Genomic DNA, 21,077 nt, shown 5'->3' on the forward strand with positions numbered 1-21,077 from the left:
TTGACGTACGTGCTCAGCCTGCATTCTGCTGGGCACGACGCTCGAGTGTGGCACGCTTGATTTTCTTTGCGAGGGACCACTTGTGAACTTCGGTGGGGCCATCGTAGACACGGAAGGCCCGGGTTTCCCGAAACACCTGCTCGACCACCGAGCCCTGCGACAGGCCCGCCCCGCCCATGACCTGGACGCAGCGGTCGGCCACCCGGAACAAGGACTCGGCCACGGACGCCTTGGTGAGAGAACTTTCGGTGGTGGCGAGGCTGCCGGTGTCGAGCTCGCTTGCACACCAGGCAATCAGCAGGGCCGCCTGATGCAGATCGATCTGATTGTCGACCAGTTTGAAGCCCACGCCTTCGTGATCGATGAGCAATTTGCCAAAGGCCTGCCTCTGCACGGCATAGTCACAGGCAATTTCGTGAGCGCGTACGGCGGCCCCCAGCCAGCGCATGCAGTGCGACAGGCGCGCTGGCGACAGGCGCACCTGGGCATAACGAAAGCCTTCATGGGCTTCGCCCAGCACATGGGCTGCCGGCACACGCAGGTTGCGCAGCGTGACGAGCGCATGACCGCCCGGCATGGAATTGTCTATCGTGTGCACGACTTTGTCGATGTGGATATCCGGGTGGGGGAGATCGACCAGGAACATGGTGGCCTGGACACGGTCACCCGTACCGGTTCGTGCCATGACGATACCCACTTCGGCCCCCTGCGCGCCCGTGATGAATACCTTGCGGCCATTGATGACCCAGTCATCGCCATCCTGAACCGCCGTCGTCTGCAGCATGCTTGGGTCGGAACCTGCCCCGCCCTTGTCCCAGGGCTCGGTCATGAAGAAGGCGGAGCGCGCCTGACCCGAGACGAGCTTGTCGAGAAAATGGCGCTTCTGCGCATCGGTGGCCACCTTGCCCAGCAGATACATGTTGCCTTCATCGGGCGCCATAGTGTTGAGCGCCACCGGGCCCAGTGGCGAGAGCCCCGAACGCTGCAGCACCGCTGCGGTTTCGAGCTGGGTCATGTGCTGCCCGTCGGGGAATATGTGTGGCGTCATCAACCCTTCGGCACGCGCCTTCTCGCGCAGTTCGCGCACCAGGTCGGGTTCGGGCTCGTGGCCCAGGCAACGTGGGTCGCGCTCATAGGGCACGACCTTCTGGCGCACGAATGCCTCTATGCGTTCACCGATGTCGCGGCTGCGCTCGGAAGGATACGGAATGAACATCATGAAACGGAATCCTTGTATGCCTGAGGGGTGACGACTGCAAGATATCTTGCGAACTGCCTTATTTTGCCAGACCCAGCGCTTTCATGGTTTCACCCATGCTGGCATCGCTCCTGGCCATGAATTCGGCAAAGTCCTTGCCGCCGGCCCACTCGATGCCATAGCCCTGCTTGAGCATGAAGTCGCGATACTCGTCGCTGTGATTGATCTTGTCGAGCACCTCGATGTATTTGGCCGTGATGTCATCGGGCAAGCCCTTGGGCGCAACAATGCCACGCCAGGCACCCATGGTCCAGTCGGATCCGGTCAGTGCCTTCAGGGTCGGGACATCAGGGTACAGCGCAGCCGGGTGTTCGGCCATCACCGCCAGGGGCTTGGCCTTGCCCGAGTCGATCATGGAACGCGCCTCGGGCAGGGACACCGGCGCCACCTGCACACCGCCGGCGACCAGCTCGAGCATGGCCGGGGCTGCACCGTTGGATGGTATCCAGCGGATGAGGTCAGGCGCAAGGCCCATGCTGTTGAGCATGCCGGCCAGTGCAATCTGCCAGATCCCGCCCTCGCCCGTACCGGAGGCCTTCAGCTTGCCGGGTGCGGCCTTGGCAGCATCGATGAGATCTTCGAATTGCTTGTAGGGCGAATTGCTGCTTACGGTAACGCCCGACGGATCATAGTTCATGAGGGCCAGCGGCGTGTAGTCGCTGGGGGACAGTTCTGTCAGGCCCATGTGGTGCTGCATCGAGATTTCAACGGAAATCAGGCCGATGGTATAGCCGTCGGGCTTGCCCGAAGCCATGGCCTGATTGCCGACCACGCCATTGCCACCCGGACGATTGACCACATTGACCGGTGTACCGAGTTCTTTTTCCATCAAAGTGCCGATGATGCGCGCCGTGGCATCGGTGCCGCCGCCAGGCGACCAGGACAGGTACAGAGTGATGGGCCGGTCGGGCCAAGCCGCGCTGGCGGACGCGGATACCACAGCCAGAGCCGTGGCAGCGGCCAGCTTGCCGAGAACGAATCGATTCATGTGTGTCTCCTGTGTTGTTTCGTTGTTCATTGGAAAGTCATGCTTCATTGGAAAGTCATGCATATGCCCTGAGGTTGCCAGCCGTATTTTCAGCTGACAACCATGCCAGCATAGCAACAAAACCATGGCAATTCACTGCCACGACCGCAGCTGAACAGCCCGGAACGGCAAAAATCGCTCGAGGCCTCGGGCCGGCATCACGATGTCGCACGCCCTCCTGAAAGATCGAACACGGCGCCGGTGCTGAAACTACATGAACCAGAGCACAGCCAGGCGACGAGTTCGGCCACTTCTTCGGGCTCACCCAGGCGCCCCAACGGGCTCTTGCCCACCATGGTCCGTACATGCTCGGGGCTCATCTGTTCGAGCAGTTCGGTACGGATGGCGGCGGGCGCCACCGCGTTGACCAGTACCCCAGTGCCCGCCAGTTCCTTGCCCAGCGCTTTGGTCAGCGCCAGAATGCCGGCTTTCGCTGCGCTGTAGGCGGAAGAGTTGGGTGTGCCTTCCTTGCCAGCGATGGAGGCCATGTTGACGATCCGGCCGAAGCCCGCGTGGAGCATGTGTGGCACGACCGCATGACAGACATGGAACATGCCCACCAGATCGACCGACACGATGCGCGCCCAGACGGCCGGGTCATACTCGATCAATGGCACGGTGGGGCCTGCAAAACCGGCGTTGTTGACCAGCAGATCGATCTGCCCGCTGCGGGCGATCGTGGCCTGGGTCGCGACACGCACGGCCGCCAGGTCGGACACGTCCACCTCGAGGGCGAATTCGTCGCCGGCGGCAGGTGCGGCATCCCAATTGAACACGGTGGCACCGGCACGCTGCAGATGATCGCGTATGTGCGCGCCGATGCCCTTGCTGGCCCCGGTGACCACCGCCACCAGACCGGAAAAATCGTAATCGGCCTTTCTCGTGGCCGTGGGTGCAGCAGTATCTGTCATGGAAAGTCCGCCTCGGGAAATCAAACAGCGAAAATGTTAAAAAAGAGGGTTGTTCGGTGACAAGCGTGTCTCGAATCATTACACCACGAGGAGCCATCTCAGTGAATGCGATCGACCTATACCGCTGGATGCTGACCAGCCGCCTTCTGGAATCTGCCCTGGGCAGGAAGAACCCGCGCTGGTTTTCTACCGAGGGCGAAGAAGCCACCATCGTAGGCAGCTTTGCAGAATTGCGCGCCGGCGATGTGGCCGCGCCACATTACCGCGGGCCATTTGTCGCCTACCTGATGCGCGGGGCCGAGATGAAGCGCCTGGCCTGCCAGGCTTTCGGCAAGGCCCATGGCTACGCCAAGGGTCGTGGCATGCCGTTCGTGGGGCCCGCCGGGCTGGGTTTCATTCCGTGGGTGGCGGGCGACCTGGGCACCTCGCTGGGCATGGCAACCGGCGCGGCCCTGGCGCTGCAGCGCCAGGGCCAGGGGCACGCCTGCGTCTGCAGCTTTGGCGACGGCACCTCGAACCGCGGTGATTTCCATGAAAACGTCAACACCGCCGCGATCTGGAAATTGCCCATCGTCTATGTCTGCCAGAATAACGGCTGGGCCATTTCACAGGCCGCGCGGACCTACCTGCCCGCTCCCATTGTCGACCGCGCCCAGGGCTATGGCATCCCGGGGGTCAGCGTGGATGGCAATGACGTTGAAGCCGTACGTGACGCCGTCGCCCAGGCCATCGAGCGGGCGCGCACCGGTGCCGGCCCCACACTGATCGAAGCACGCACATGGCGCAAGCATGGTCACTGGGCCAACGACAAAACCCCCTATCGCACGGCAATCGACCAGCCGGACAATCCGGTCGATCCGCTCGAGCGGATGCGTGAACGCCTGCTCGAGCGCGGGCTCGCCTCACAGGCCGATCTCGACGCGATGCACAGGCACATCGAAGCCGAAGTGCACGAGGCCGTCGAGTACGCCCTGAACCAGAGCGATGCGGGCCCTGCCGAACTGGGCGCCGATGAGGTCTTTGCCACGGCCGCCCGCGCCTGAGCAGCCCCCACTTCACAACCGAGGTCATCATGAATCAGGTCAAGACATCCTCTGCCACCGGGGACACCACGGTGGCACGCCAGCCACGCCTCACCTTCGCGCAGGCCGTGCTGGAAGCCATACGCACCGAAATGCAGGCGGATTCATCCATTTTCTATCTGGGCCAGGACGTGGGTACGTTCGGGGGCGTCATGCAGGGCACGCAAGGCCTGCTCGAAGAATTCGGGCCACAGCGCATTCTCGAAACCCCGATCAGCGAATCGTCCATGACCGGCCTGGGCCTGGGCGCTTCGCTGCTGGGCTGCAAGCCCATCGTTGAACTGAGCTTTGGCGAATTCCTGCCGGCTGCCATGAACCAGCTCATCAACCAGGCGCCCAACCTGCACTACCTGAGCGCCGGCGCCGTCACACCCCGCGCCGTCATCCGTACCCGCATGGGCGATGGCCCCTACGGCGGCCACCCGCAGGATTACTCGGTCTGGTTCTGCCATACGCCCGGCATCAAGGTCGTCATGCCGGCCACGCCGTCCGACGCCTACGGGCTGATGCGTGCGGCCATCCATGATCCGGCGCCCGTGCTGTTCATCGAATCCATGTCCCTGTCCCACGGGCGCCGCGAAGTGGTCGACCTCGATGCCCCGGCCTTGCCGATCGGGCCGGCCGCAGTGGCACGCCATGGCAAGGATCTGACGCTGGTCGCCTACGGCTCGCAGCTGCCGCCTGCCTTGCGGGCCGCAGACAAGGCTGCCGAGCAAGGCATCGATGTCGAAGTCATCGACCTGCGTTCACTGCTGCCCTGGGATGAAGACACGGTCATCGGATCGGTGCGCAAGACCGGGCGCCTGCTGACGGTGCACGAAGCCTGGAAGGCATTTGGCCACGGCGCCGAGGTGATCGCTCGGGTGCTCGAAGTGCTGGGGCCGGAAAATCGGCCCGTGCAGGTCGCCCGGGTCGGCGCCAGGCCCGTACCCATCCCCACCGGACCCTTGCGCAAGCTGGTGCTGCCGAGCCTCGACGACATCCTGGCGGCCATCCTCCGTTGTACAAGTGCGGGCGCTGCGGCCCACCACGCCTGATACGGAGGGCCCGACCATGGACCAGGTCTTCAACCATTGCCCCGTTGCACGCCAGTACAAACTGGGCGGCATGCAGAAATTCGTGGCCGAGCGGCTGGTCGCCAGCCAGCACGATACGGCCAGTGTCACGGCCATGGCCGAAATCCCGGCCCAGCCGCTGCTGTCGGCCCAGCAGCGCAGCCGCGCGCAGGGGCTGGCCAGCAGCCTGACTCACCACATGATCCATCTGGTCGCGCGGTGCCTCGAACAGTATCCGCGTCTTAACGGCGCGCTGCACGAGGGCATCGTCTACGAGTTCGCCCAGATCAACGTGGCGCTGGCCATTGCCATGCCCAATGGCGACCTGCAGACGGTGGTCATCCGGGAAGCCAACCACAAGAGCCTGGCCGACATCGTTCAGGAAACCGATGCCCTGGTGGCCACGGCACGCGCCGGCAAGATCACCCTCGATCAGGTGCGCGGGGGCACCTTCACGCTCAGCAATTACGGCAGCCTGCAGCATACGACCTGGGCCACCCCCATCATTGCGCCGGGGCAATCCGGCGTTCTGGGCATGGGGCGCACGCGCCCTGCGCTGGTGGCCGACGACAGCGAGCAAGGCTGGCAGGTCGCCCCGATACTGCCCCTGTCCTTCACCTACGATCATCGCATCATCAACGGTGTGCCCGCCGGCCAGTTCCTCGAGGATCTGGCCCGGCACATCCATCAACTCGATACGGAGAACCCCCTATGAGCAGCACCATCAGCGTCCCCGAACTGGCCAACGATTTTCAATCCGGCACCCTGGTGGCCTGGCGCAAGGCAGTGGGCGACACGGTACAACCGGGTGATGTGGTGGCCGAAATCATGACCGACAAGGTCAACCTGGAAATCGAGTCACCCCACGCGGGCACCATCAAGGCCCTGCTGGTCGAAATCGACGACACCGTCGACGTCGGCCAGGACATCATCACCCTCGAATGAAGAGCGGCCACCATCTGCCCTGATTGGCTGGCGGCCGCCACAGGCCCCGGGGACGCCGTTGCAGGCACTCGTTGGCACGGTACCGGCCCGCAGGCCGGGGATTCCTGTGGCGCCCGGCCGGGTCATGCGCCGTCGGCATCGGGCACCGCGGCACGATGCACGGCCAGCCACACCGTGGGCCCGCTCGGGGCCGTACGTTCGACGCGGTGCCGACAGGCCCGTGGCAGCCAGCAATGATCCCCGGGTGCCAGGGTACGCGGTGCTGCCTCACCTTCGATGTGCAGCACAGCCTCGCCCTGCAGCACCACGACCCACTCATCCCAATCCTGGTCGTACCAGAAGCCCGGCGGGCTGCACTGGCCGTGCGATACGATGCGCTCGATGCGCAGGCCCGGCACGCGCAGCAGATCCTGAAAGCTCTCCTGCGCCGTATCGACGGGCCATGCATCGAACAGATTGACAGGTATATCCATGGAAACCCCAACCCAAGCGCGGATGGTTCCAAAGTAACATAGGTCGATCATGTGATATCCGACCGAAGGCGCTTGGACCCGTAATGCACAAAGGTTTCAGCTGGTTTGCCGGTTCTTCCAGAACGCGCAGTTCACGCGCCTTGCGGTTTTTCGTGCCACTGATCCTGCTGCTTGTGTTCTGGCAGGTCGTTATCATGGTTTTTCAGGTCAGCCCGCGGGTGTTTCCAGACGTCCCGACGGTGGCAAGGGCGGGCTTGAAAGCCTGGTCCGACGGTTCATTGCTCGCGCATACGGCAGCCAGCCTGTGGCGCATTGCCGTAGGCACCACCCTGGCACTGGTCACGGCCATACCGCTGGGCATCCTCATGGGCATCAACAAGGGGGTCTCGAGCTTTCTCACGCCCCTGTTGCGGTTCTTCTCCGCACTGGCCGGCATTGCCTGGATCCCGATCGCCACCTTGTGGTTTGGCTATGGTTTTGGCGCAATCACCTTCATCATTTTCAATGCGGTCTTCTTCATCGTGGTCTACAACACCCTGCTCGGGGTGTCGACGATCCCCATGCCGCTGCGCCACGCCGCTGCGTCGCTCGGGGCGAGCCGTACGCAGATGCTGTTCCAGGTCCTGCTGCCCGGGGCCCTGGCCAACATCGTGATGGGCATCCGTACAGGCATGGGCTTTGCCTGGCGCGGCCTGATTGCGGCGGAAATCATCGCCACCAATCTCGGGCTGGGCTACATGCTGTTCCTGGCGCGTGACTTCTATCGCACCGAAGTGATCGTCTTCACCATGATCGTCATCGGTCTCATCTGGCTGGCACTCGACAGCCTGCTGCTCGCCCCGCTCGAGCGCGCGACGATCGAACGCTGGGGGCTGGTGCAAAGATCATGAAATGGCTGCAATCCTCCTCGCAAGCCTATGCCCACTGGGCTGGCCGCCATGCGTTCCTGGCTACACTGGCCCCCTTCGCCCTGCTCGTCGTGCTCTGGCAGGTGGTCGTCTGGATGGGTGTATTTCCACGCGTATTCCTGCCCGGGCCGGCCGATGTCCTCGCTCGCGCAGGCGACCTGGTCTACAAGGGCATTCTTACCGGCTATCTGTCCGACAGCCTGATCCGTCTGGCCGTGGGCACGACGGCCGGCGTCATCGTCGCCATTCCCCTGGGTGTGCTGATCGGGCTCAATCGTACTGCGCACTGGCTCTGCTGGCCCATCCTGCTGTTCTTCCAGGCCATTGGTGATATTGCCTGGCTGCCCATCCTGCTGGTCTGGTTCGGCTTCGGGCTCGAAACCATCACGTTCGTGCTGGTCTATACCGTGCTGTTCCCGGTCACCATGAACACGGTCCTTGGGGTGCGTTCGGTGCCCGAACAACTGCTGCGTGCCGCGCGCAGCCTGGGGGCCTCACGTGTCCGCGTGCTGTTCGAAGTCATTCTGCCCGGCGCCTTGCCCAACATCATGACCGGCCTGCGCAACGGGCTGGCGTTCGGCTGGCGCGCACTGATCGCGGCCGAGATCATCGTGGGCACCAGCGGTATCGGCTTTTTGATGTTCGATGCCCGGCGTGCAGGATCGGTTGAACCCATTCTGGTCGGGCTGGTGGTGCTGGGGGTGCTCTGGTATCTGGTCGATGGCTGGATCCTGGCCCCCATCGAAAGGCTTACCGGCCAGCGCTGGGGCCTGGTGACACAAGACTGACCAAGGCAGGCATGAAGAATCTCGTCCTCGAATCATTGTCCAAGACCTACTCCGACGCCTACCGTGGCGACGCTTTCGTGGCCGTCAGCGATGTATCCCTCGAGGTGCAGGAAGGCGACTTCGTCTCTGTCGTGGGCCCGTCGGGTTGTGGCAAATCCACCATACTGAACATGATTGCCGGCTTTCTCGAGCCCACCAGCGGGCGTGTCCTGGTGGGTGGCCAGGCTGTCGAGGGGCCCGGGCCAGATCGCGGTGTGGTGTTTCAGTCGCACGCGCTCTTCCCCTGGAAGACCGTGGCCGACAATGTCACATTCGGGCCCCGGATGCGTGGTGTGGGGCGCGCCGAACGCAAGAAGATCGCTGATGAATACCTTGCCCTGGCGGGCCTGTCACACGCTGCCGCGCTGTACCCCAACGAGCTTTCGGGCGGCATGCAGCAGCGCGTGGGCGTCGTGCGAGCCCTGGCCAACAACCCCGACGTGCTGCTGATGGATGAACCGTTCGCCAGCGTGGATGCCCAGACGCGCATGACGCTCCAGGAAGAGCTCACGCGGATCTGGGAGGAACGCCGCACGACCGTCATCTTCATTACCCACGATGTCTCCGAGGCGGTGTTTCTGGCCAATCGGGTCATCGTGTTGTCCAACGGGCGTATCATGGACGAGGTCGCGGTGGATATCGACCGGCCCCGCTCGTGGGACCATCTCAATGAAGACGAGCACTTCAAGGCCCTGGTGAACCAGGTTCTTCAACTGGTGCGGACAGCCTGACATGCTTCGCAGCCTGCTCCATTCGGCCCGTGGCAGAATCGTACTGCTGGTGATTCTTGCCATGCTGCTCTGGCAGGTATGGCTCGGCATGGCATCGGTCTGGAAGGTTTCCGATCAATTCCCGCCCGATGCGCGTCGTGTCGATGTCCTTGTGACATTGCGCTTCGCGCCCGAGCGTTTTCACATCCAGAAATTTCAAGCGTTCGGGCGCGTTTCCGGTGCCGCCGGAACGACCGTTCAGGTGCGAGGCGTCCCCCCTGACGAACTCACGGATCTCGCACGCCCCTTCTGGGTTGCCAAGGTGGAACCCCTAAAACAAGGAGACAAACCATGAAGCTCAAATATCTAGGCACTCTGGCTGCGGCCATTGCAATGGCCATTCCCATCGCCGCAAGCGCTCAGGACGATCTCGTCAAGATGCGTGCCGGCATGGTCTCGGGCATCGACCAGATCGCCCTGCCCATCGCCCAGGAAAAAGGCTTCTTCGAGAAGCACGGCCTGGACGTCACCATTGCCGAACCATTCGCAACCGGGGTGGATCTGCTCAATGCCCTGCAAAGCGGGGTGGTCGAAACCGCACAGGTCGGGGTCCCCATGATCGGTGCCGTGGTGCGCGGGATGGACCTCGTGGCCTTTGGCAACTACAGCGGCAGCGCGGCCCAGCTGGGCTCGGACACCACCCTGGCCGTTGTCGCACGCGAAGGCTCGGGCATCGACCCCAAGGACCTGTCCACGATCAAGGGCAAGAAGATTGCCACCTCGTTCGGCTCGATCAACCACCTGCACATCCTGGCCCTAATCGAGGCCGCAGGCCTGGACATCAAGGATGTCGATCTGGTGAGCACTCCGCCGCCCGACATGACGGTGGCGCTGCTCACCAAGGGCATCGATGCCTTCGACACATGGGATCCATGGCCCATCATTGCCCTGAAAGACGTGCCGGGGTCCTACGAGGTCGTGCGTGGCGGCAATTTCATCTCATACCTGGGCTTCAACGTCGCCATGCGGGACTGGCTCGAGAACAATGGCGCGACGGCCGAGAAATTCCTGGCCGCGCTCTCCGAGGCCGACCAGTGGATGCGGGCTCACCCCGACGAAGCCGCACAGGTCGCAACGCGCTGGGTACCCGGGCTGGATCCGGCCGTTGCCCAGGAGGCCATGAAATACAACGTCCAGCAAACAGACCGCCGATTCTCGGCCAACAACTACAAGGCCCTGGACGATGCCGTCGCCACCCTGCATCGGCTCAAGTTTGTCGAAAGTGACTTCGACGTCAACAAGCACATGGATTCGACGCACATCGTCAAGGTGATGAACGAACAGCCCGAACTGTTTACCGATCTCGAGGACATCTCGGATGATGCAATGATCGGCACAGGTTTTGTGTATGTCCGCAAGGCCGATTGAGTCGTAACAGGCCTTGTTCAGCGCCCCTGCGGGGGCGCTTCGCGTTTTTGCACGCACTGGCTGATCGAGCTACGTATCGACACCGCCGCTGATGACGATCAGACCGCCATAGGGCACCCAGCCTGGGACACAGCGTTCCAAGCAGCGGGCAGCCGGGGTCCCGGAGGGCCAATAGACTGCACTGCGCAGGCGCAGATCCCGGACATTCAAGCCGTCGAACCCGGCGCGAAACTCGTCGGGCGACAGCCAGAGTGCGCCACGATATGAGTCACTGCCCGCCCCACGGCCTTTTTCACGCCATAACAGACTGTGCCGGTTCAGCATGCCGATGGCAAATCGGCGCCGGGTGACCCGCACGACTTCGGCCACGGCCCTGCGCCAATGGTTTGTGAAGCACAGCGCGGCCATCGACCACACGTAGTCGAAACTGGCCTCGGAAAAAGGCAGGTCCACGACATCGGCCTGGAGATAATTCGAGCGCGGGTCGGAACGACGCGCAAACGCCAGCGCCTCGGCGCTGAGATCGACCCCCGTGACCCGCAGGCCCGGGCGCATCGCCAGCCGTCGGGTGAACCAGCCCGTGCCGCAGCCGGCATCCAGCACATGGCCTTCTTCAGGCCAGCCGAGCTCATGCATCATCAGGCGGTATTCGACAGTTGCAATCCAGCGCCCTCTCGGTCTGTCATACCAGGCGTCGTACGCCGCCGGATCCCATGTATATGCCATGGCGGGCTCCAAAAATTTCTGCGCCCAGCAGGCCACCACCCTGCCAGCGTCTTGCCGGCTACGCGTGCTTCCTGGCCACCACCTTCTTCAAAGCCTCATTCATCCTGGTTTGCCAGCCTGGCCCGCCAGCCTTGAAGGCATCGATCACGGCTTTGTCATAGCGGATGGTCACAGCCACCTTGGGGTTGTCCGAGCGCGGACGCCCTACCCGTTTCAACTGCCTGAATTCTTCCTGCCCCAGCTCGTAAGTATCCGGATCTGCGGCAATGCCACGGTTGATTGCCACATCCTCTTCGGGTGTCGGAGATATGTGTCCTGGCTTAAGCTTCAGCATAATGTTTTTCCTCCCGGCGATCGACCTTGCGCAAGCTGATGATGCGCCGCTCTCCTGCGCGATCTACATACACGACCACGTATAGCCGCAGGCCTATATAGCCAATCGACATCATCCGGTCTTCACCGTAGTCGCGGCGTCGGTCAGATCCGACCAACGCGTCACCCCATTCGAACTCCTGCGCCAAAGCAAGCGACACACCATGCTTGCGCTGATTGACGCCGTCTTTGGCCGGATCGAAGGTGATTTCGATGTGGTTATTGTAGTTACGAAAACGACCACGAACAAGCTATTTTTGTGATCACGAGTATGCGCTTGGACGCCACGTCGCGCGCGTTCGAAGGTATCGATACCATCTTGCACAACCATCCTGCTCAATCCCCTGAGAATCGCCCCAACGGGCCCTGAGCACCGAGCGCGCCAGTCGCATTTCAGGATCTCATGCCCAGTATTTACGCTGGGCACACAACAACGTAGAATTCCAACTGGGAATTCTTACTTTGTGGAGATCCAGTGATGCAAGTGACCGAGAAAGGGCAAGTCACCATCCCCAAGCGCCTGCGTGACGCCGCCGGCATTCTACCCGGCAGCCACGTATCCTTCGCGATCGAAGGTGGAAAAATCATCATCCAGAAAGCGGGCACGGGCACGGACGATCGGCGCAAAGCGCTACGCGCGGCGGCCGCCAGAGTGCGCACGAGCCTGGACCAGCCCTTCAAACAGATGGACAGCGAAGCGATCATGGCGTTCCTGCGCCCTGACGACGATGGCCATGCTTGATCTTTCCAAGTACGATGGCTTGGCGGGTTTTCTGGTCGACACCAATATCTGGATCGACTGCATGGACCCCGGCAGCCACTGGCACGAGTGGTCGGTTGATCAGATCCAGCGGTGCAGCGAACATGCACCCCTGCACGTCAATCTGGTGATCTACACCGAGCTGCTGATCCCCGGCCCGGACGTCGAGGCCCTGGATGCGATGCTCGATGTCTACGACACGCTGCGCAGCCCCTTGCCGTGGGCATGCGCGGGGCTGGCGGCAAAAGCCTGCTTGAGCTACCGTCGCAGTGGCGGCCCGCGCCCGGTGCCGTTGCCTGATTTCTACATTGGCGCCCATGCGGCTGCGGCCAACTTGAGCGTGCTCAGCCGCGATGTGCGGCCCTATCGCAACCATTTCCCACGCCTGCGCTGCATCGGCCCCGACACGGGAACCTGACAATTTTTTTAGTTTGAGTAGCGCAAGTACCATGGACAGCGCCTGACGCACCACGTCCAGCGCGGGGAATGCCGCGATTCCACCCACTGCCATCCCGACGACGCCCGCAGCCCGCGTCACGATGCTCGGCAGGCTCTTATCGATCTGCCCGCCATAGTCGGTATAGATGGATCCCTGATTGAGCTTTTGTTGCTGCGGTGAGGCAATGGCCCGAATCACCGAGTCGTCCACTTGCGCGCGGCTCAGGAAGCCCGCCCAGCCCGCCAGCCGCGTGAGCAGGTTCGAGTCCACCTGCGCCAGACCTGCATGCCGGTCGCTATCGTAGGGTCAGTCCTCACGCGGCGTGCCGGAGCGATCACTGATTTCCGGCGTGAGTTTGTGGCATGGGCCCACGGGAAGTGCTTAGAAGGATTTCAGTGGCAGGAACAAGCGACGGTGACCACCTGAGCCCAGCGGCGAGAAGCCGAACTGCTCATAGAAGCGCTGGGCCGGCTCGTCAAGCGCATCGACGATCATGGCATGGATGGCGATCTGGTCGCTGACTGCCAATGTGCGCTCAATGGCATTGACCAGCAGCATTCTACCCACGCCATGGCCCTGGGCCTGCCGATCGACGGCAAGCCTGCCCAGCAATGCGGCCGGGATCGGATGCCGGGGCAGCTTGCGGGCGAACTTGTCGGGCCACTGGCCCAATTCGATCGAAAGCGTGGACAGCGTGTAATAGCCCACGATCGCGAGAGGATTCGCTGCCGTCGTCGCGACAAATACGCGACTGATGCGGCGCTTCACATCCTGGCCAGCCTGCTTGTGCAGATAATCATCCAGCGCGGGCACGCCGCAGTGGAAACCCGATCGGTCGTGGCTGCCGACCAGCGCCGAGATGGACAGAGACGAATAACCCGTCATCCGCGGGTCACACGCTGCTCATGTTCCTTGAAGGCGGCGGCGAGCTTCTTGTTGAATCGCACCGGCTTGACCAGGGCATTGAAGAACGCCTCGGAATCCTGGCTGTTCAAGCGCATGACTTGGTGCGCATCAATGGTTTTTTCCGCATGCGCCAAGGCACTGGCCAAGATGAAGCTGCTGACCGTTTTTCCCTCAAAGCGCGCGGCACGCTCCAGCACCTGCTTGGCGCTTTCTTTTAGCCGCAGATTGATGCGTTCCTGCTTGGTATCGGTGGCTGCACTCATGGCAAGTACCTCTACACCTGAAAATGAATAGAGAGTCATTGTACGTCAAATTGGTGCCTTTATCACACCCTGCAATCCCAGATGGTGGGTCCGTCGATGCAGCATCCCGCACCGTCGTCATCATCCGAAAAAGAACAAGGGCCTACGGCATTTCTGCTGTAAGCCCTTGATAATGCTGGTCGGGACGGCGGGATTCGAACTCGCGACCCCTTGCACCCCATGCAAGTGCGCTACCAGGCTGCGCTACGCCCCGAAAAGCAGGCATTCTAACACAGAATCCAGCGTGACGGACATCAACCAACAACCACCCCAAACCACTGCACCACAGCAGAAAAACCCACTTGAATATATTTATAAATATAATATAATTATATGTATTGAATCTGTCCCTGGAGGAGTCGCCATGTTGCGGTTTGATGTGCCACCCGTATGGTCCAACGTGACCCGGTAGGAAGCCTTCGTCACTTTCGTCGTTTCCATCGCTGCTTTGCTGGTCAGCCCCTGGCTGATGATCATATTGGCGGTTCAGGGCCTGGTGCGCGGTTTTCTGGGTCACTACAAATGCCCTTCGCACCGCCTTTGGGCCCGGATCGCAGAGAACAACAGTCTGGGTGGAAAAAAGGAAAACGCGGGCGCCAAGATGTTCGCCAATAAAATTCTGCTTTTGGCCTCTGTCGTTGCCGTCGTCACCTATTCTCTCGGGCTGGACATGTGGCCGATCCCCATCTATGCCCTGATCATATTTTCCACCCTGGAATGGGCCGCGTCTTTTTGTGCGGCCTGCTGGGCCTATGGTTTTTGGTACAGCATATTTCCACCCAAAAGCCCTTAGGCATACACCCGCCAGGGCCTGTGGCCAATGTGCGACAGGCCCTGGGCCAGAATGGCTCAAGACGGTCAGCGCCCGGCCCTCGCGCCTTCGCAGCCGCTGCCGGTTCAGGCATATTTCAGTATGATGTCAGTCGACGCACAACGCACGACGCGCTGCTGCTGGGGCCTGTCGGCAGGCGCCCAACGATCCATCCGAAGATGACTCATGCAATATCCTGACTACTACAAAGTACTCGGCGTCTCCAAAACCGCCAGTGCCGAAGACATCAAGAAGGCCTTCCGGCGCCTGGCGCGCAAGTATCATCCCGATGTCAGCAAGGAAGCCGACGCCGCGCAGCGCATGGCCGAAATCAATGAGGCCAACGAGGTCCTGTCGGATTCCGAAAAGCGCAGTGTCTACGATGCCATCGGACACCAGGCCTGGGCTCAGGGCGCGCGCAGCATGGATGATGTACGCCCACCGCCGGGCTGGAACCAGGCCCAGGGGCGGCATCCAGGGGCTGGCTTCGATGGTTACACCGCAGGTCCGGGCCAGACAGGGGCAGAGTACAGCGAGTTCTTTGAAGAACTCTTTGGCCGGGCGGCGCGTGAAAAAGCGCGCCAGAATGCCCGGGGCGGCAGTGCATCCGGGGCCTGGCCAGGTGAAGACCAGCATGCCGAAATCACCCTCTCCCTCGAAGAGGCCTACCGTGGCTGCGAAAGGGCACTGCAACTGCAGTCGGTGAAGCTCGATGAGCAGGGCCAGATCCGGCCACAGGTGCGAACCCTCAACGTGAAGATCCCGGCCGGCGTCTCGCAGGGGCAATTGATCCGGCTCGCGGGTCAGGGCGGGCCAGGCCTTGGCGGCGGTACGCCAGGCGATCTGTTCCTGAAAGTCAGCATCCAGACCGATGAGTCTGCTCGGGTCGATGGCAGCGACGTCATCATGAAGGTCTTCGTAGCGCCCTGGGAAGCCGCCCTGGGCGGCGAGATCCATGTCAAGACGATCGCGGGCACCCTGTCGGTCACCGTACCGGCCGGTTCGGTCGCCGGGCGCAAGCTGCGCCTGCGTGGCAAGGGCATCCCTGCAAAGAAAGCCGGCGACCTGTACCTGGAACTCGACATCGCCGTGCCCAGCGCCATCACGCCCGAGCAGAGGCAGGCCTGGCAGGCGTTGGCCAACGCCTATCCCGGCTATGAAGTGCGCCCGCGCTGACACCAGAGGACACATCATGGAAAAACGAGATTTCGATACCTTTCCGGCCGATCTGGGCTGGGGCCCCGATGAGTGGATCCCGCTCGAAGACATGGCTCGTGCATGCCGGCTGGACACGCACTGGCTCATCGAGCGCATCGAAGAAGAGGTCCTGCACGCGACCCGGCGCGATGGCCGCTATTATCTGACCTGCGCGACCATCTGGCGCGCGCAGAAAATCGAGCGTCTCGAACGACAGTTCGATGCCGATCCCCAGCTCGCCGCCCTGATGACCGACCTCTTGGAAGAAGTCCGTTCATTGCGCCAGCAGCTGAAGCTTGCGCGACGCTAGGCGCCCGCGACCCCATCCAGGTACCTGATACGCCACATCAGGCACCCGGTACGCTGCGCACAGGGTCAGGCGCCATTACAGATCTTGTCAGGCACCCGGTAGGCTGCGCATCGGGCCAGGCGCCATTACCGATCTTGTCAGGCACCCGGTACCGTCGCGCACCAGGCCAGGCGCCGTTACAGCAGGCCCAGCTGCAGGCGGGCGGGCTCGCTGATCATTTCCCGGCTCCAGGGGGGATCCCAGACCAGATCCACCATGGCCTCATCCACGCCTTCGATATTCAGCAGCTTGTTGCGGGCCTCATCGGCAATCATCGTACCCATGCCGCAGCCTGCTGCCGTGAGCGTCATCTTGACCTCGATTCGATAGCGCTCGGGGGCATTCGCGGGCACGACATTGCACTCGTACACCAGCCCGAGATTGACGATATCCACGGGGATTTCAGGGTCGTAGCAGGTGGACAGCATGGTCCATGCGGCCTCTTCGACCACCTCGGCCGTAATGGGCCCTTCGTGCACGTGCTTTTCGTCTTCGGTGATCTCGAAGCCCAGCGCATCGCCATCCTTGCCTTCGATGCGATACAGATTGCCCTCGACCATGACGGTGTAGGTCCCACCCAGTTGCTGGGTGATGGTGGCCTCGCATCCGGCTTCAATGGTGACCGGAGAACCATAGGGTACAGTGACGGCCGGGCAGTCCCGGCTGACAATGACTTCCTGACGATTGAAACTCATTCTGTTACCTCTGCTTCATCGTATTCATTCTGTGATGGCGACGTCCCGGGCTTCGGTGATGGCGTTGTGCAGGGTATGCCAGGCCAGCGTCGCACACTTGACACGCGCGGGGAACTCCCGCACCCCCGACAGCACCTCGAGCTTGCCCAGATCACAATCGGGATGCGCCTCGGTGAGCATCTGATGGATGCTGCGAAAGAGGCGCTCGACATCTGCCACGGATTGGCCCCGTACGGCCTCGGTCATGAGTGAAGCCGACGCGGTCGAAATGGCGCAGCCGTGGCCCACGAAACTGACCTCCTGCACCACGCCATCCGCCACCTTTGCGTATACGGTGAGTTGATCGCCGCACAGGGGATTGTGACCATCGGCCTGGTGCGAAGCATCCGGCATGGCATGAAAATTGCGCGGACTGCGATTGTGATCGAAAATCACTTCCTGGTAGAGTTCACGCAGCCCATCATCGGTATCGCGCATCCGTCAGACTCCAAACAGCTTCTGGGCCTTGCGTACACCAGCCACCAGTGCATCGATGTCGGCTCGCGTGTTGTACAGGGCGAACGAGGCCCGCGCCGTGCCGGGGATACCCAGCCGGGTCATCAGGGGCATGGCACAGTGATGGCCCGCGCGGATGGCCACGCCTTCGGTATCCAGAATCGTGCCCAGGTCATGCGGGTGAATGCCATCGACCAGAAACGACAGCACTCCGGTCTTGTGCCGGGCGGTGCCGACCAGCCGCACCCCGGGCAGTTCACAAAGGCGTTCGGTGGCTTCGGCCAGCAAGGCCGATTCGTGCCTGGCAATGACCGGCAGGCCGATGCCGCGCACATATTCGATCGCTGCACCCAGGGCTGTGGCGCCGGCAATGTTGGGCGTCCCGGCCTCGAAGCGCTGCGGGCCCTCGGCCCAGGTGCTGCCTGCGAACGAGACGGTGTGGATCATGTCCCCGCCGCCCTGCCAGGGCGGCAAGCCCTGCAGGATGCTCGCACGCACATACAGCGCGCCAATGCCCGTGGGGCCATAGATCTTGTGCCCCGAAAACGCGTAGAAGTCACAGCCCAGTGCCTGCACATCGACTGTATCGTGCGCGACGGCCTGGGCGCCGTCTACCAGGACCAGCGCCCCCGCCTCGTGGGCCAGTTGGATCAGTTCGGCCACCGGATTCACGGTGCCCAGTGCGTTCGATACGTGCGCGATCGCCACCAGCCGGGTGCGTGGACCGAGACAGGCCCGGAAGTCATCCAGGTCGAGTTCGCCGGCGTCGGTGATGCGCGCATGGCGCAGGATTGCGCCTGTGCGCGCACACAGCAACTGCCAGGGCACGATATTGGAATGGTGTTCCATTTCGGTGACCAGGATCTCGTCGCCTGGCCCGAGCGTCTGCCCCCAGGTCTGGGCCACCAGGTTGATGGCTTCCGTTGTGCCACGCACGAAAATCACGTCGTCGCTGTCGGGCGCATTCAGCAACCCGGCCACGCGGCTGCGTGCCTGTTCGTACAGATCCGTGGCATGTTGCGACAGCCAGTGCACACCGCGGTGGATGTTGGCGTTGGACTGCTCGTAGAAGTCAGCCAGCGCCTGAATCACCGCCTGCGGCTTCTGCGTGGTGGCCCCATTGTCGAGATACGCCAGGCGTCGATTGCGCACTGGCCGCGCAAGAATGGGAAAATCAGCCACCCACGCCGGCTCTGCCACGACGGGCAGATCGAGAGGCGCTGGTCGCACTGCCGCAGTCAGGGGCGCGTTCATGCAGCCTCCGGGAGATCGCTGCCCGGCAGCAGGCGCCGGACGGCCTGTTCGACGTGGCGCCGCAGGGGTTCATCGGGTATGCGCGCCACGCTGCGCGCTGCAAAGGCATAGATGAGGATATCGCGTGCGCGGGCTTCTTCGATACCGCGGGTGCGCAGGTAGAAGAGGCTGTCGGCATCGATCTGGCCCACGGTGGCACCATGGGCGCATTTGACATCGTCGGCATAGATTTCGAGTTCGGGCCGGGCGTCTGATCTGGCCACCCGCGACAACAGCAGACTGTCATTGCGCTGGATGGCATCCGTGCCATCCGCCCCTTCAGCCACCAGAATGCGGCCCGTGAAAACGCCATGGGCAGCGTCTGCCATGATGCCCCGGTAGAGTTCGTGACTGACGCAGTTGGGTTTGAGATGCCCGATCAGGGTATGGTGATCCACGTGGCGACGCTGGTCGACATAGTACAGGCCATTGAGCAGGGTCTCGCAGCGCTCGTCCTGGAAATGGGTGGCGATATCGTGGCGCGCCAGGCGGGCCCCCAAGGACACCGAGTGCGATGCAAAATACGAATGTCGGGCCTGTGATGCTTCGATTTCGCCCAGATGCCAGGCCTGATGTGACTCTTGCTGCAGCTTCAGATGGGTGACCCGGGCATCCTGATCCAATTGCAGGCGCGTGACGGCATGGCGGAAATTGCCCGCCTCGGGCAGGCCAATGTAATGCTCGATCACCGTGGCCTGCGCACCGGCCTCGGCCCGGATCAGGTGGCGCAGGAAATGCGCCGCCGTGGGCTCGGACACCGCGCAGATCACATGAATGGGCTGCTCGAGCACGACCCCGCGGCCGATGCTCAGATAGGCGCCATCACTGGCCAGTGCCAGATTCAGGGCACTGGTGCTGTGGCCCTCATCGGCCTGGCCGTATAGTGGACGCATGGCATCGGCATGCTGCGCCCACGCCTCGGAGCACGCCTGCGCGACGACGCCGCCTGGCAAGCCGTCGAGCCGCGACAGGGCCGCATCGAACGTGCCATCGACGAAAACCAGCCAGTGGCCCTCATGCGCCGCCACCACAGCGCGCACCTGATCGGCCACCCCCTGCCCGCCACCGTCTTCGAAACGCGCCGCAGCCAGCGGGGCCAGCGAGGTGTGGTGCCAGGCTTCCTGGCGCGGTGTCGGCCAGCCCTCGGACATGAAACGATCCAGCGCCTGCCGGCGCAGGGCATCGAGCCAGGGCCACTGCGCGCCCGGCAGCGCCGCGGCGCGCCGGCCAAAGGTATCGGCCCAGGCCTGCAGATTGACGCTCATGCCACTGCCCCGCGCCCGGCGGGCCGCACGCCTATGCCTTTGCCATCATCTGGTCTGGCCGCAGCACCCCGACGGACAGCCGACGGTGTGGCCTGCACGCCATCGATCCAGCCATAGCCCTTGGCTTCGAGTTCCCTGGCAAGCTCGTGCCCACCGGAGCGCACGATCCGGCCATGGGCGAGCACGTGGACGTGATCCGGCACGATGTAATCCAGCAGGCGCTGGTAGTGCGTGATCACGATCATCGCGCGCTCGGGCGAGCGCAGGCGGTTGACCCCATCGGCCACCGTTTTCATGGCATCGATGTCAAGCCCCGAGTCGGTTTCATCGAGAATCGCCAGCCTGGGTTCGAGCAAGGCCATCTGCAGGATCTCATTGCGTTTTTTCTCGCCGCCGGAGAACCCTTCGTTGACTGAACGGTACAGGAATTCATCACGCATCCCGACCAGTTTCATCTCGGCCTTGGCCTTCTTGACGAAGTCCATGGCATCGAGATCGGGCAGACCGCGCTCGCGCCGTGTTGCGTTGACCGCCGCGCGCATGAAGTACGCGTTGGACACCCCGGGAATTTCAATGGGGTACTGGAAAGCGAGAAAAATGCCGGCGCGGGCCCGCTCTTCGACGCTGAGCTCGAGCAGATCCTGGCCAAGGAACTGGACCGTGCCTTCGGTCGCCACGTAATTTTCACGCCCGGTCAGCACCTGGGCCAACGTGCTCTTGCCCGCCCCGTTGGGGCCCATGATGGCGTGCACTTCGCCCGGCTTGACCTGAAGGGAAAGGCCCTTGAGGATTTCCTTGCCTTCGATCGAGGCGTGCAGATTGTTGATATTCAGCATATTCGAG

Annotated in this window: 27 protein-coding genes, 1 tRNA gene and 2 pseudogenes; 14 read left to right on the forward strand and 16 right to left on the reverse strand. The window is 62.6% G+C overall.

Annotated elements, in window-relative coordinates:
• Positions 1 to 13: 13 nt before the first annotated feature.
• The 3 genes from WCY17_RS03735 to WCY17_RS03745 form a co-directional block, all read right to left on the reverse strand.
• Positions 14 to 1,216 (reverse strand): acyl-CoA dehydrogenase family protein, encoded by a 1,203-nt coding sequence (locus WCY17_RS03735; RefSeq protein ID WP_372700873.1) that lies wholly within the window; start codon positions 1,214 to 1,216, stop codon positions 14 to 16.
• Positions 1,217 to 1,277: 61 nt separating this feature from the next.
• Positions 1,278 to 2,246, reverse strand: a complete 969-nt coding sequence (locus tag WCY17_RS03740) for a tripartite tricarboxylate transporter substrate binding protein (protein WP_372700825.1) — start codon at positions 2,244 to 2,246, stop codon at positions 1,278 to 1,280.
• A 197-nt stretch (positions 2,247 to 2,443) separates the two neighbouring features.
• Positions 2,444 to 3,196: an SDR family NAD(P)-dependent oxidoreductase gene (locus WCY17_RS03745; RefSeq protein ID WP_372700826.1), complete on the reverse strand. Its 753-nt coding sequence runs from the start codon at positions 3,194 to 3,196 to the stop codon at positions 2,444 to 2,446.
• A 101-nt stretch (positions 3,197 to 3,297) separates the two neighbouring features.
• Here WCY17_RS03745 and WCY17_RS03750 point away from each other — a divergent pair, with 101 nt between their 5' ends.
• The 4 genes from WCY17_RS03750 to WCY17_RS03765 are packed head-to-tail and all read left to right on the forward strand — an operon-like array spanning position 3,298 to position 6,278.
• Positions 3,298 to 4,239 (forward strand): thiamine pyrophosphate-dependent dehydrogenase E1 component subunit alpha, encoded by a 942-nt coding sequence (locus WCY17_RS03750; RefSeq protein ID WP_372700827.1) that lies wholly within the window; start codon positions 3,298 to 3,300, stop codon positions 4,237 to 4,239.
• Between the two features lie 29 nt (positions 4,240 to 4,268).
• Positions 4,269 to 5,315, forward strand: coding sequence for an alpha-ketoacid dehydrogenase subunit beta (locus WCY17_RS03755; protein WP_372700828.1), 1,047 nt, complete (start codon positions 4,269 to 4,271; stop codon positions 5,313 to 5,315).
• Positions 5,316 to 5,331: 16 nt separating this feature from the next.
• Entirely contained in the window at positions 5,332 to 6,048 is a 717-nt protein-coding gene (locus tag WCY17_RS03760; RefSeq protein WP_372700829.1) for a 2-oxo acid dehydrogenase subunit E2, read from the forward strand.
• Complete coding sequence (locus tag WCY17_RS03765) at positions 6,045 to 6,278, forward strand: biotin/lipoyl-containing protein (protein WP_372700830.1); 234 nt, start codon at positions 6,045 to 6,047, stop codon at positions 6,276 to 6,278. Before WCY17_RS03760 ends, WCY17_RS03765 begins: the two co-directional genes overlap by 4 nt.
• A gap of 122 nt (positions 6,279 to 6,400) precedes the next feature.
• On the opposite strand, the gene WCY17_RS03770 is transcribed toward WCY17_RS03765, so the two are convergent.
• Positions 6,401 to 6,751 (reverse strand): cupin domain-containing protein, encoded by a 351-nt coding sequence (locus tag WCY17_RS03770; protein ID WP_372700831.1) that lies wholly within the window; start codon positions 6,749 to 6,751, stop codon positions 6,401 to 6,403.
• An 83-nt stretch (positions 6,752 to 6,834) separates the two neighbouring features.
• On the opposite strand from WCY17_RS03770, the gene WCY17_RS03775 reads away from it, so the two are divergent.
• Genes WCY17_RS03775 through WCY17_RS03795 form a run of 5 tightly spaced genes read left to right on the forward strand, consistent with a single transcriptional unit; the run spans position 6,835 to position 10,624 of the window.
• The gene (locus tag WCY17_RS03775) at positions 6,835 to 7,641 is read left to right on the forward strand and encodes an ABC transporter permease (RefSeq protein ID WP_372700832.1); all 807 of its coding nucleotides are present in this window, start codon (positions 6,835 to 6,837) and stop codon (positions 7,639 to 7,641) included.
• Complete coding sequence (locus WCY17_RS03780) at positions 7,638 to 8,447, forward strand: ABC transporter permease (RefSeq protein ID WP_372700833.1); 810 nt, start codon at positions 7,638 to 7,640, stop codon at positions 8,445 to 8,447. The genes WCY17_RS03775 and WCY17_RS03780 overlap by 4 nt, the downstream gene beginning before the upstream one ends.
• 11 nt (positions 8,448 to 8,458) lie before the next feature.
• A complete protein-coding gene (locus WCY17_RS03785) occupies positions 8,459 to 9,217 on the forward strand; it encodes an ABC transporter ATP-binding protein (protein WP_372700834.1) in 759 nt (252 codons plus the stop codon).
• A 1-nt stretch (position 9,218) separates the two neighbouring features.
• Positions 9,219 to 9,551 (forward strand): hypothetical protein, encoded by a 333-nt coding sequence (locus WCY17_RS03790; protein WP_372700835.1) that lies wholly within the window; start codon positions 9,219 to 9,221, stop codon positions 9,549 to 9,551.
• Complete coding sequence (locus WCY17_RS03795; RefSeq protein ID WP_372700836.1) at positions 9,548 to 10,624, forward strand: ABC transporter substrate-binding protein; 1,077 nt, start codon at positions 9,548 to 9,550, stop codon at positions 10,622 to 10,624. Before WCY17_RS03790 ends, WCY17_RS03795 begins: the two co-directional genes overlap by 4 nt.
• Positions 10,625 to 10,693: 69 nt before the next feature.
• Here the strand turns inward: WCY17_RS03795 and WCY17_RS03800 are convergent, their stop codons facing one another.
• From WCY17_RS03800 to WCY17_RS03810, 3 genes are read right to left on the reverse strand one after another with little or no spacing between them, the layout of a single operon-like run.
• On the reverse strand, positions 10,694 to 11,350 hold the full coding sequence (locus WCY17_RS03800) for a class I SAM-dependent methyltransferase (RefSeq protein ID WP_372700837.1): 657 nt from the start codon (positions 11,348 to 11,350) through the stop codon (positions 10,694 to 10,696).
• 58 nt (positions 11,351 to 11,408) lie between these two features.
• Positions 11,409 to 11,681 carry a BrnA antitoxin family protein gene (locus WCY17_RS03805; RefSeq protein WP_372700874.1) on the reverse strand — a complete coding sequence of 91 codons (273 nt, stop codon included), beginning with the start codon at positions 11,679 to 11,681 and terminating at the stop codon, positions 11,409 to 11,411.
• Positions 11,671 to 11,883 (reverse strand): BrnT family toxin, encoded by a 213-nt coding sequence (locus WCY17_RS03810; RefSeq protein ID WP_372700838.1) that lies wholly within the window; start codon positions 11,881 to 11,883, stop codon positions 11,671 to 11,673. The genes WCY17_RS03805 and WCY17_RS03810 overlap by 11 nt, the downstream gene beginning before the upstream one ends.
• Positions 11,884 to 12,200: 317 nt before the next feature.
• Here WCY17_RS03810 and WCY17_RS03815 point away from each other — a divergent pair, with 317 nt between their 5' ends.
• Both WCY17_RS03815 and WCY17_RS03820 read left to right on the forward strand, forming a co-directional pair.
• The gene (locus tag WCY17_RS03815) at positions 12,201 to 12,464 is read left to right on the forward strand and encodes an AbrB/MazE/SpoVT family DNA-binding domain-containing protein (protein WP_372700839.1); all 264 of its coding nucleotides are present in this window, start codon (positions 12,201 to 12,203) and stop codon (positions 12,462 to 12,464) included.
• Positions 12,457 to 12,900, forward strand: a complete 444-nt coding sequence (locus WCY17_RS03820) for a type II toxin-antitoxin system VapC family toxin (protein ID WP_372700877.1) — start codon at positions 12,457 to 12,459, stop codon at positions 12,898 to 12,900. The genes WCY17_RS03815 and WCY17_RS03820 overlap by 8 nt, the downstream gene beginning before the upstream one ends.
• 9 nt (positions 12,901 to 12,909) lie before the next feature.
• On the opposite strand, the pseudogene WCY17_RS03825 reads toward WCY17_RS03820, so the two are convergent.
• From WCY17_RS03825 to WCY17_RS03840, 4 genes and pseudogenes are all read right to left on the reverse strand, one after another.
• A pseudogene (locus WCY17_RS03825) lies at positions 12,910 to 13,179 on the reverse strand (conjugal transfer protein TraG); the annotation flags it as partial.
• A 123-nt stretch (positions 13,180 to 13,302) separates the two neighbouring features.
• Positions 13,303 to 13,806, reverse strand: a complete 504-nt coding sequence (locus WCY17_RS03830; protein ID WP_372700840.1) for a GNAT family N-acetyltransferase — start codon at positions 13,804 to 13,806, stop codon at positions 13,303 to 13,305.
• On the reverse strand, positions 13,803 to 14,090 hold the full coding sequence (locus WCY17_RS03835; RefSeq protein WP_372700841.1) for a DUF1778 domain-containing protein: 288 nt from the start codon (positions 14,088 to 14,090) through the stop codon (positions 13,803 to 13,805). Before WCY17_RS03835 ends, WCY17_RS03830 begins: the two co-directional genes overlap by 4 nt.
• Positions 14,091 to 14,266: 176 nt before the next feature.
• Positions 14,267 to 14,343, reverse strand: a tRNA-Pro gene (locus tag WCY17_RS03840).
• 213 nt (positions 14,344 to 14,556) lie between these two features.
• On the opposite strand from WCY17_RS03840, the pseudogene WCY17_RS03845 reads away from it, so the two are divergent.
• From WCY17_RS03845 to WCY17_RS03855, 3 genes and pseudogenes are all read left to right on the forward strand, one after another.
• Positions 14,557 to 14,922, forward strand: a pseudogene (locus tag WCY17_RS03845) (DUF4395 family protein); the annotation flags it as partial.
• 204 nt (positions 14,923 to 15,126) lie between these two features.
• The gene (locus tag WCY17_RS03850) at positions 15,127 to 16,116 is read left to right on the forward strand and encodes a DnaJ C-terminal domain-containing protein (protein WP_372700842.1); all 990 of its coding nucleotides are present in this window, start codon (positions 15,127 to 15,129) and stop codon (positions 16,114 to 16,116) included.
• A gap of 16 nt (positions 16,117 to 16,132) precedes the next feature.
• Entirely contained in the window at positions 16,133 to 16,447 is a 315-nt protein-coding gene (locus WCY17_RS03855; RefSeq protein WP_372700843.1) for a chaperone modulator CbpM, read from the forward strand.
• A gap of 176 nt (positions 16,448 to 16,623) precedes the next feature.
• On the opposite strand, the gene sufT is transcribed toward WCY17_RS03855, so the two are convergent.
• The 5 genes from sufT to sufC are packed head-to-tail and all read right to left on the reverse strand — an operon-like array spanning position 16,624 to position 21,070.
• Positions 16,624 to 17,181 (reverse strand): putative Fe-S cluster assembly protein SufT, encoded by a 558-nt coding sequence (gene sufT, locus WCY17_RS03860; protein WP_372700844.1) that lies wholly within the window; start codon positions 17,179 to 17,181, stop codon positions 16,624 to 16,626.
• A 24-nt stretch (positions 17,182 to 17,205) separates the two neighbouring features.
• Entirely contained in the window at positions 17,206 to 17,658 is a 453-nt protein-coding gene (sufU, locus tag WCY17_RS03865) for a Fe-S cluster assembly sulfur transfer protein SufU (protein ID WP_372700845.1), read from the reverse strand.
• A 3-nt stretch (positions 17,659 to 17,661) separates the two neighbouring features.
• The gene (locus WCY17_RS03870) at positions 17,662 to 18,930 is read right to left on the reverse strand and encodes a cysteine desulfurase (RefSeq protein WP_372700846.1); all 1,269 of its coding nucleotides are present in this window, start codon (positions 18,928 to 18,930) and stop codon (positions 17,662 to 17,664) included.
• Entirely contained in the window at positions 18,927 to 20,234 is a 1,308-nt protein-coding gene (gene sufD / locus WCY17_RS03875; protein ID WP_372700847.1) for a Fe-S cluster assembly protein SufD, read from the reverse strand. Before sufD ends, WCY17_RS03870 begins: the two co-directional genes overlap by 4 nt.
• Positions 20,231 to 21,070: a Fe-S cluster assembly ATPase SufC gene (gene sufC, locus WCY17_RS03880; protein ID WP_372700848.1), complete on the reverse strand. Its 840-nt coding sequence runs from the start codon at positions 21,068 to 21,070 to the stop codon at positions 20,231 to 20,233. The genes sufD and sufC overlap by 4 nt, the downstream gene beginning before the upstream one ends.
• Positions 21,071 to 21,077: the final 7 nt, after the last annotated feature.

The organism is Castellaniella sp. (assembly GCF_041677825.1).
Lineage (GTDB): Bacteria > Pseudomonadota > Gammaproteobacteria > Burkholderiales > Burkholderiaceae_B > Castellaniella.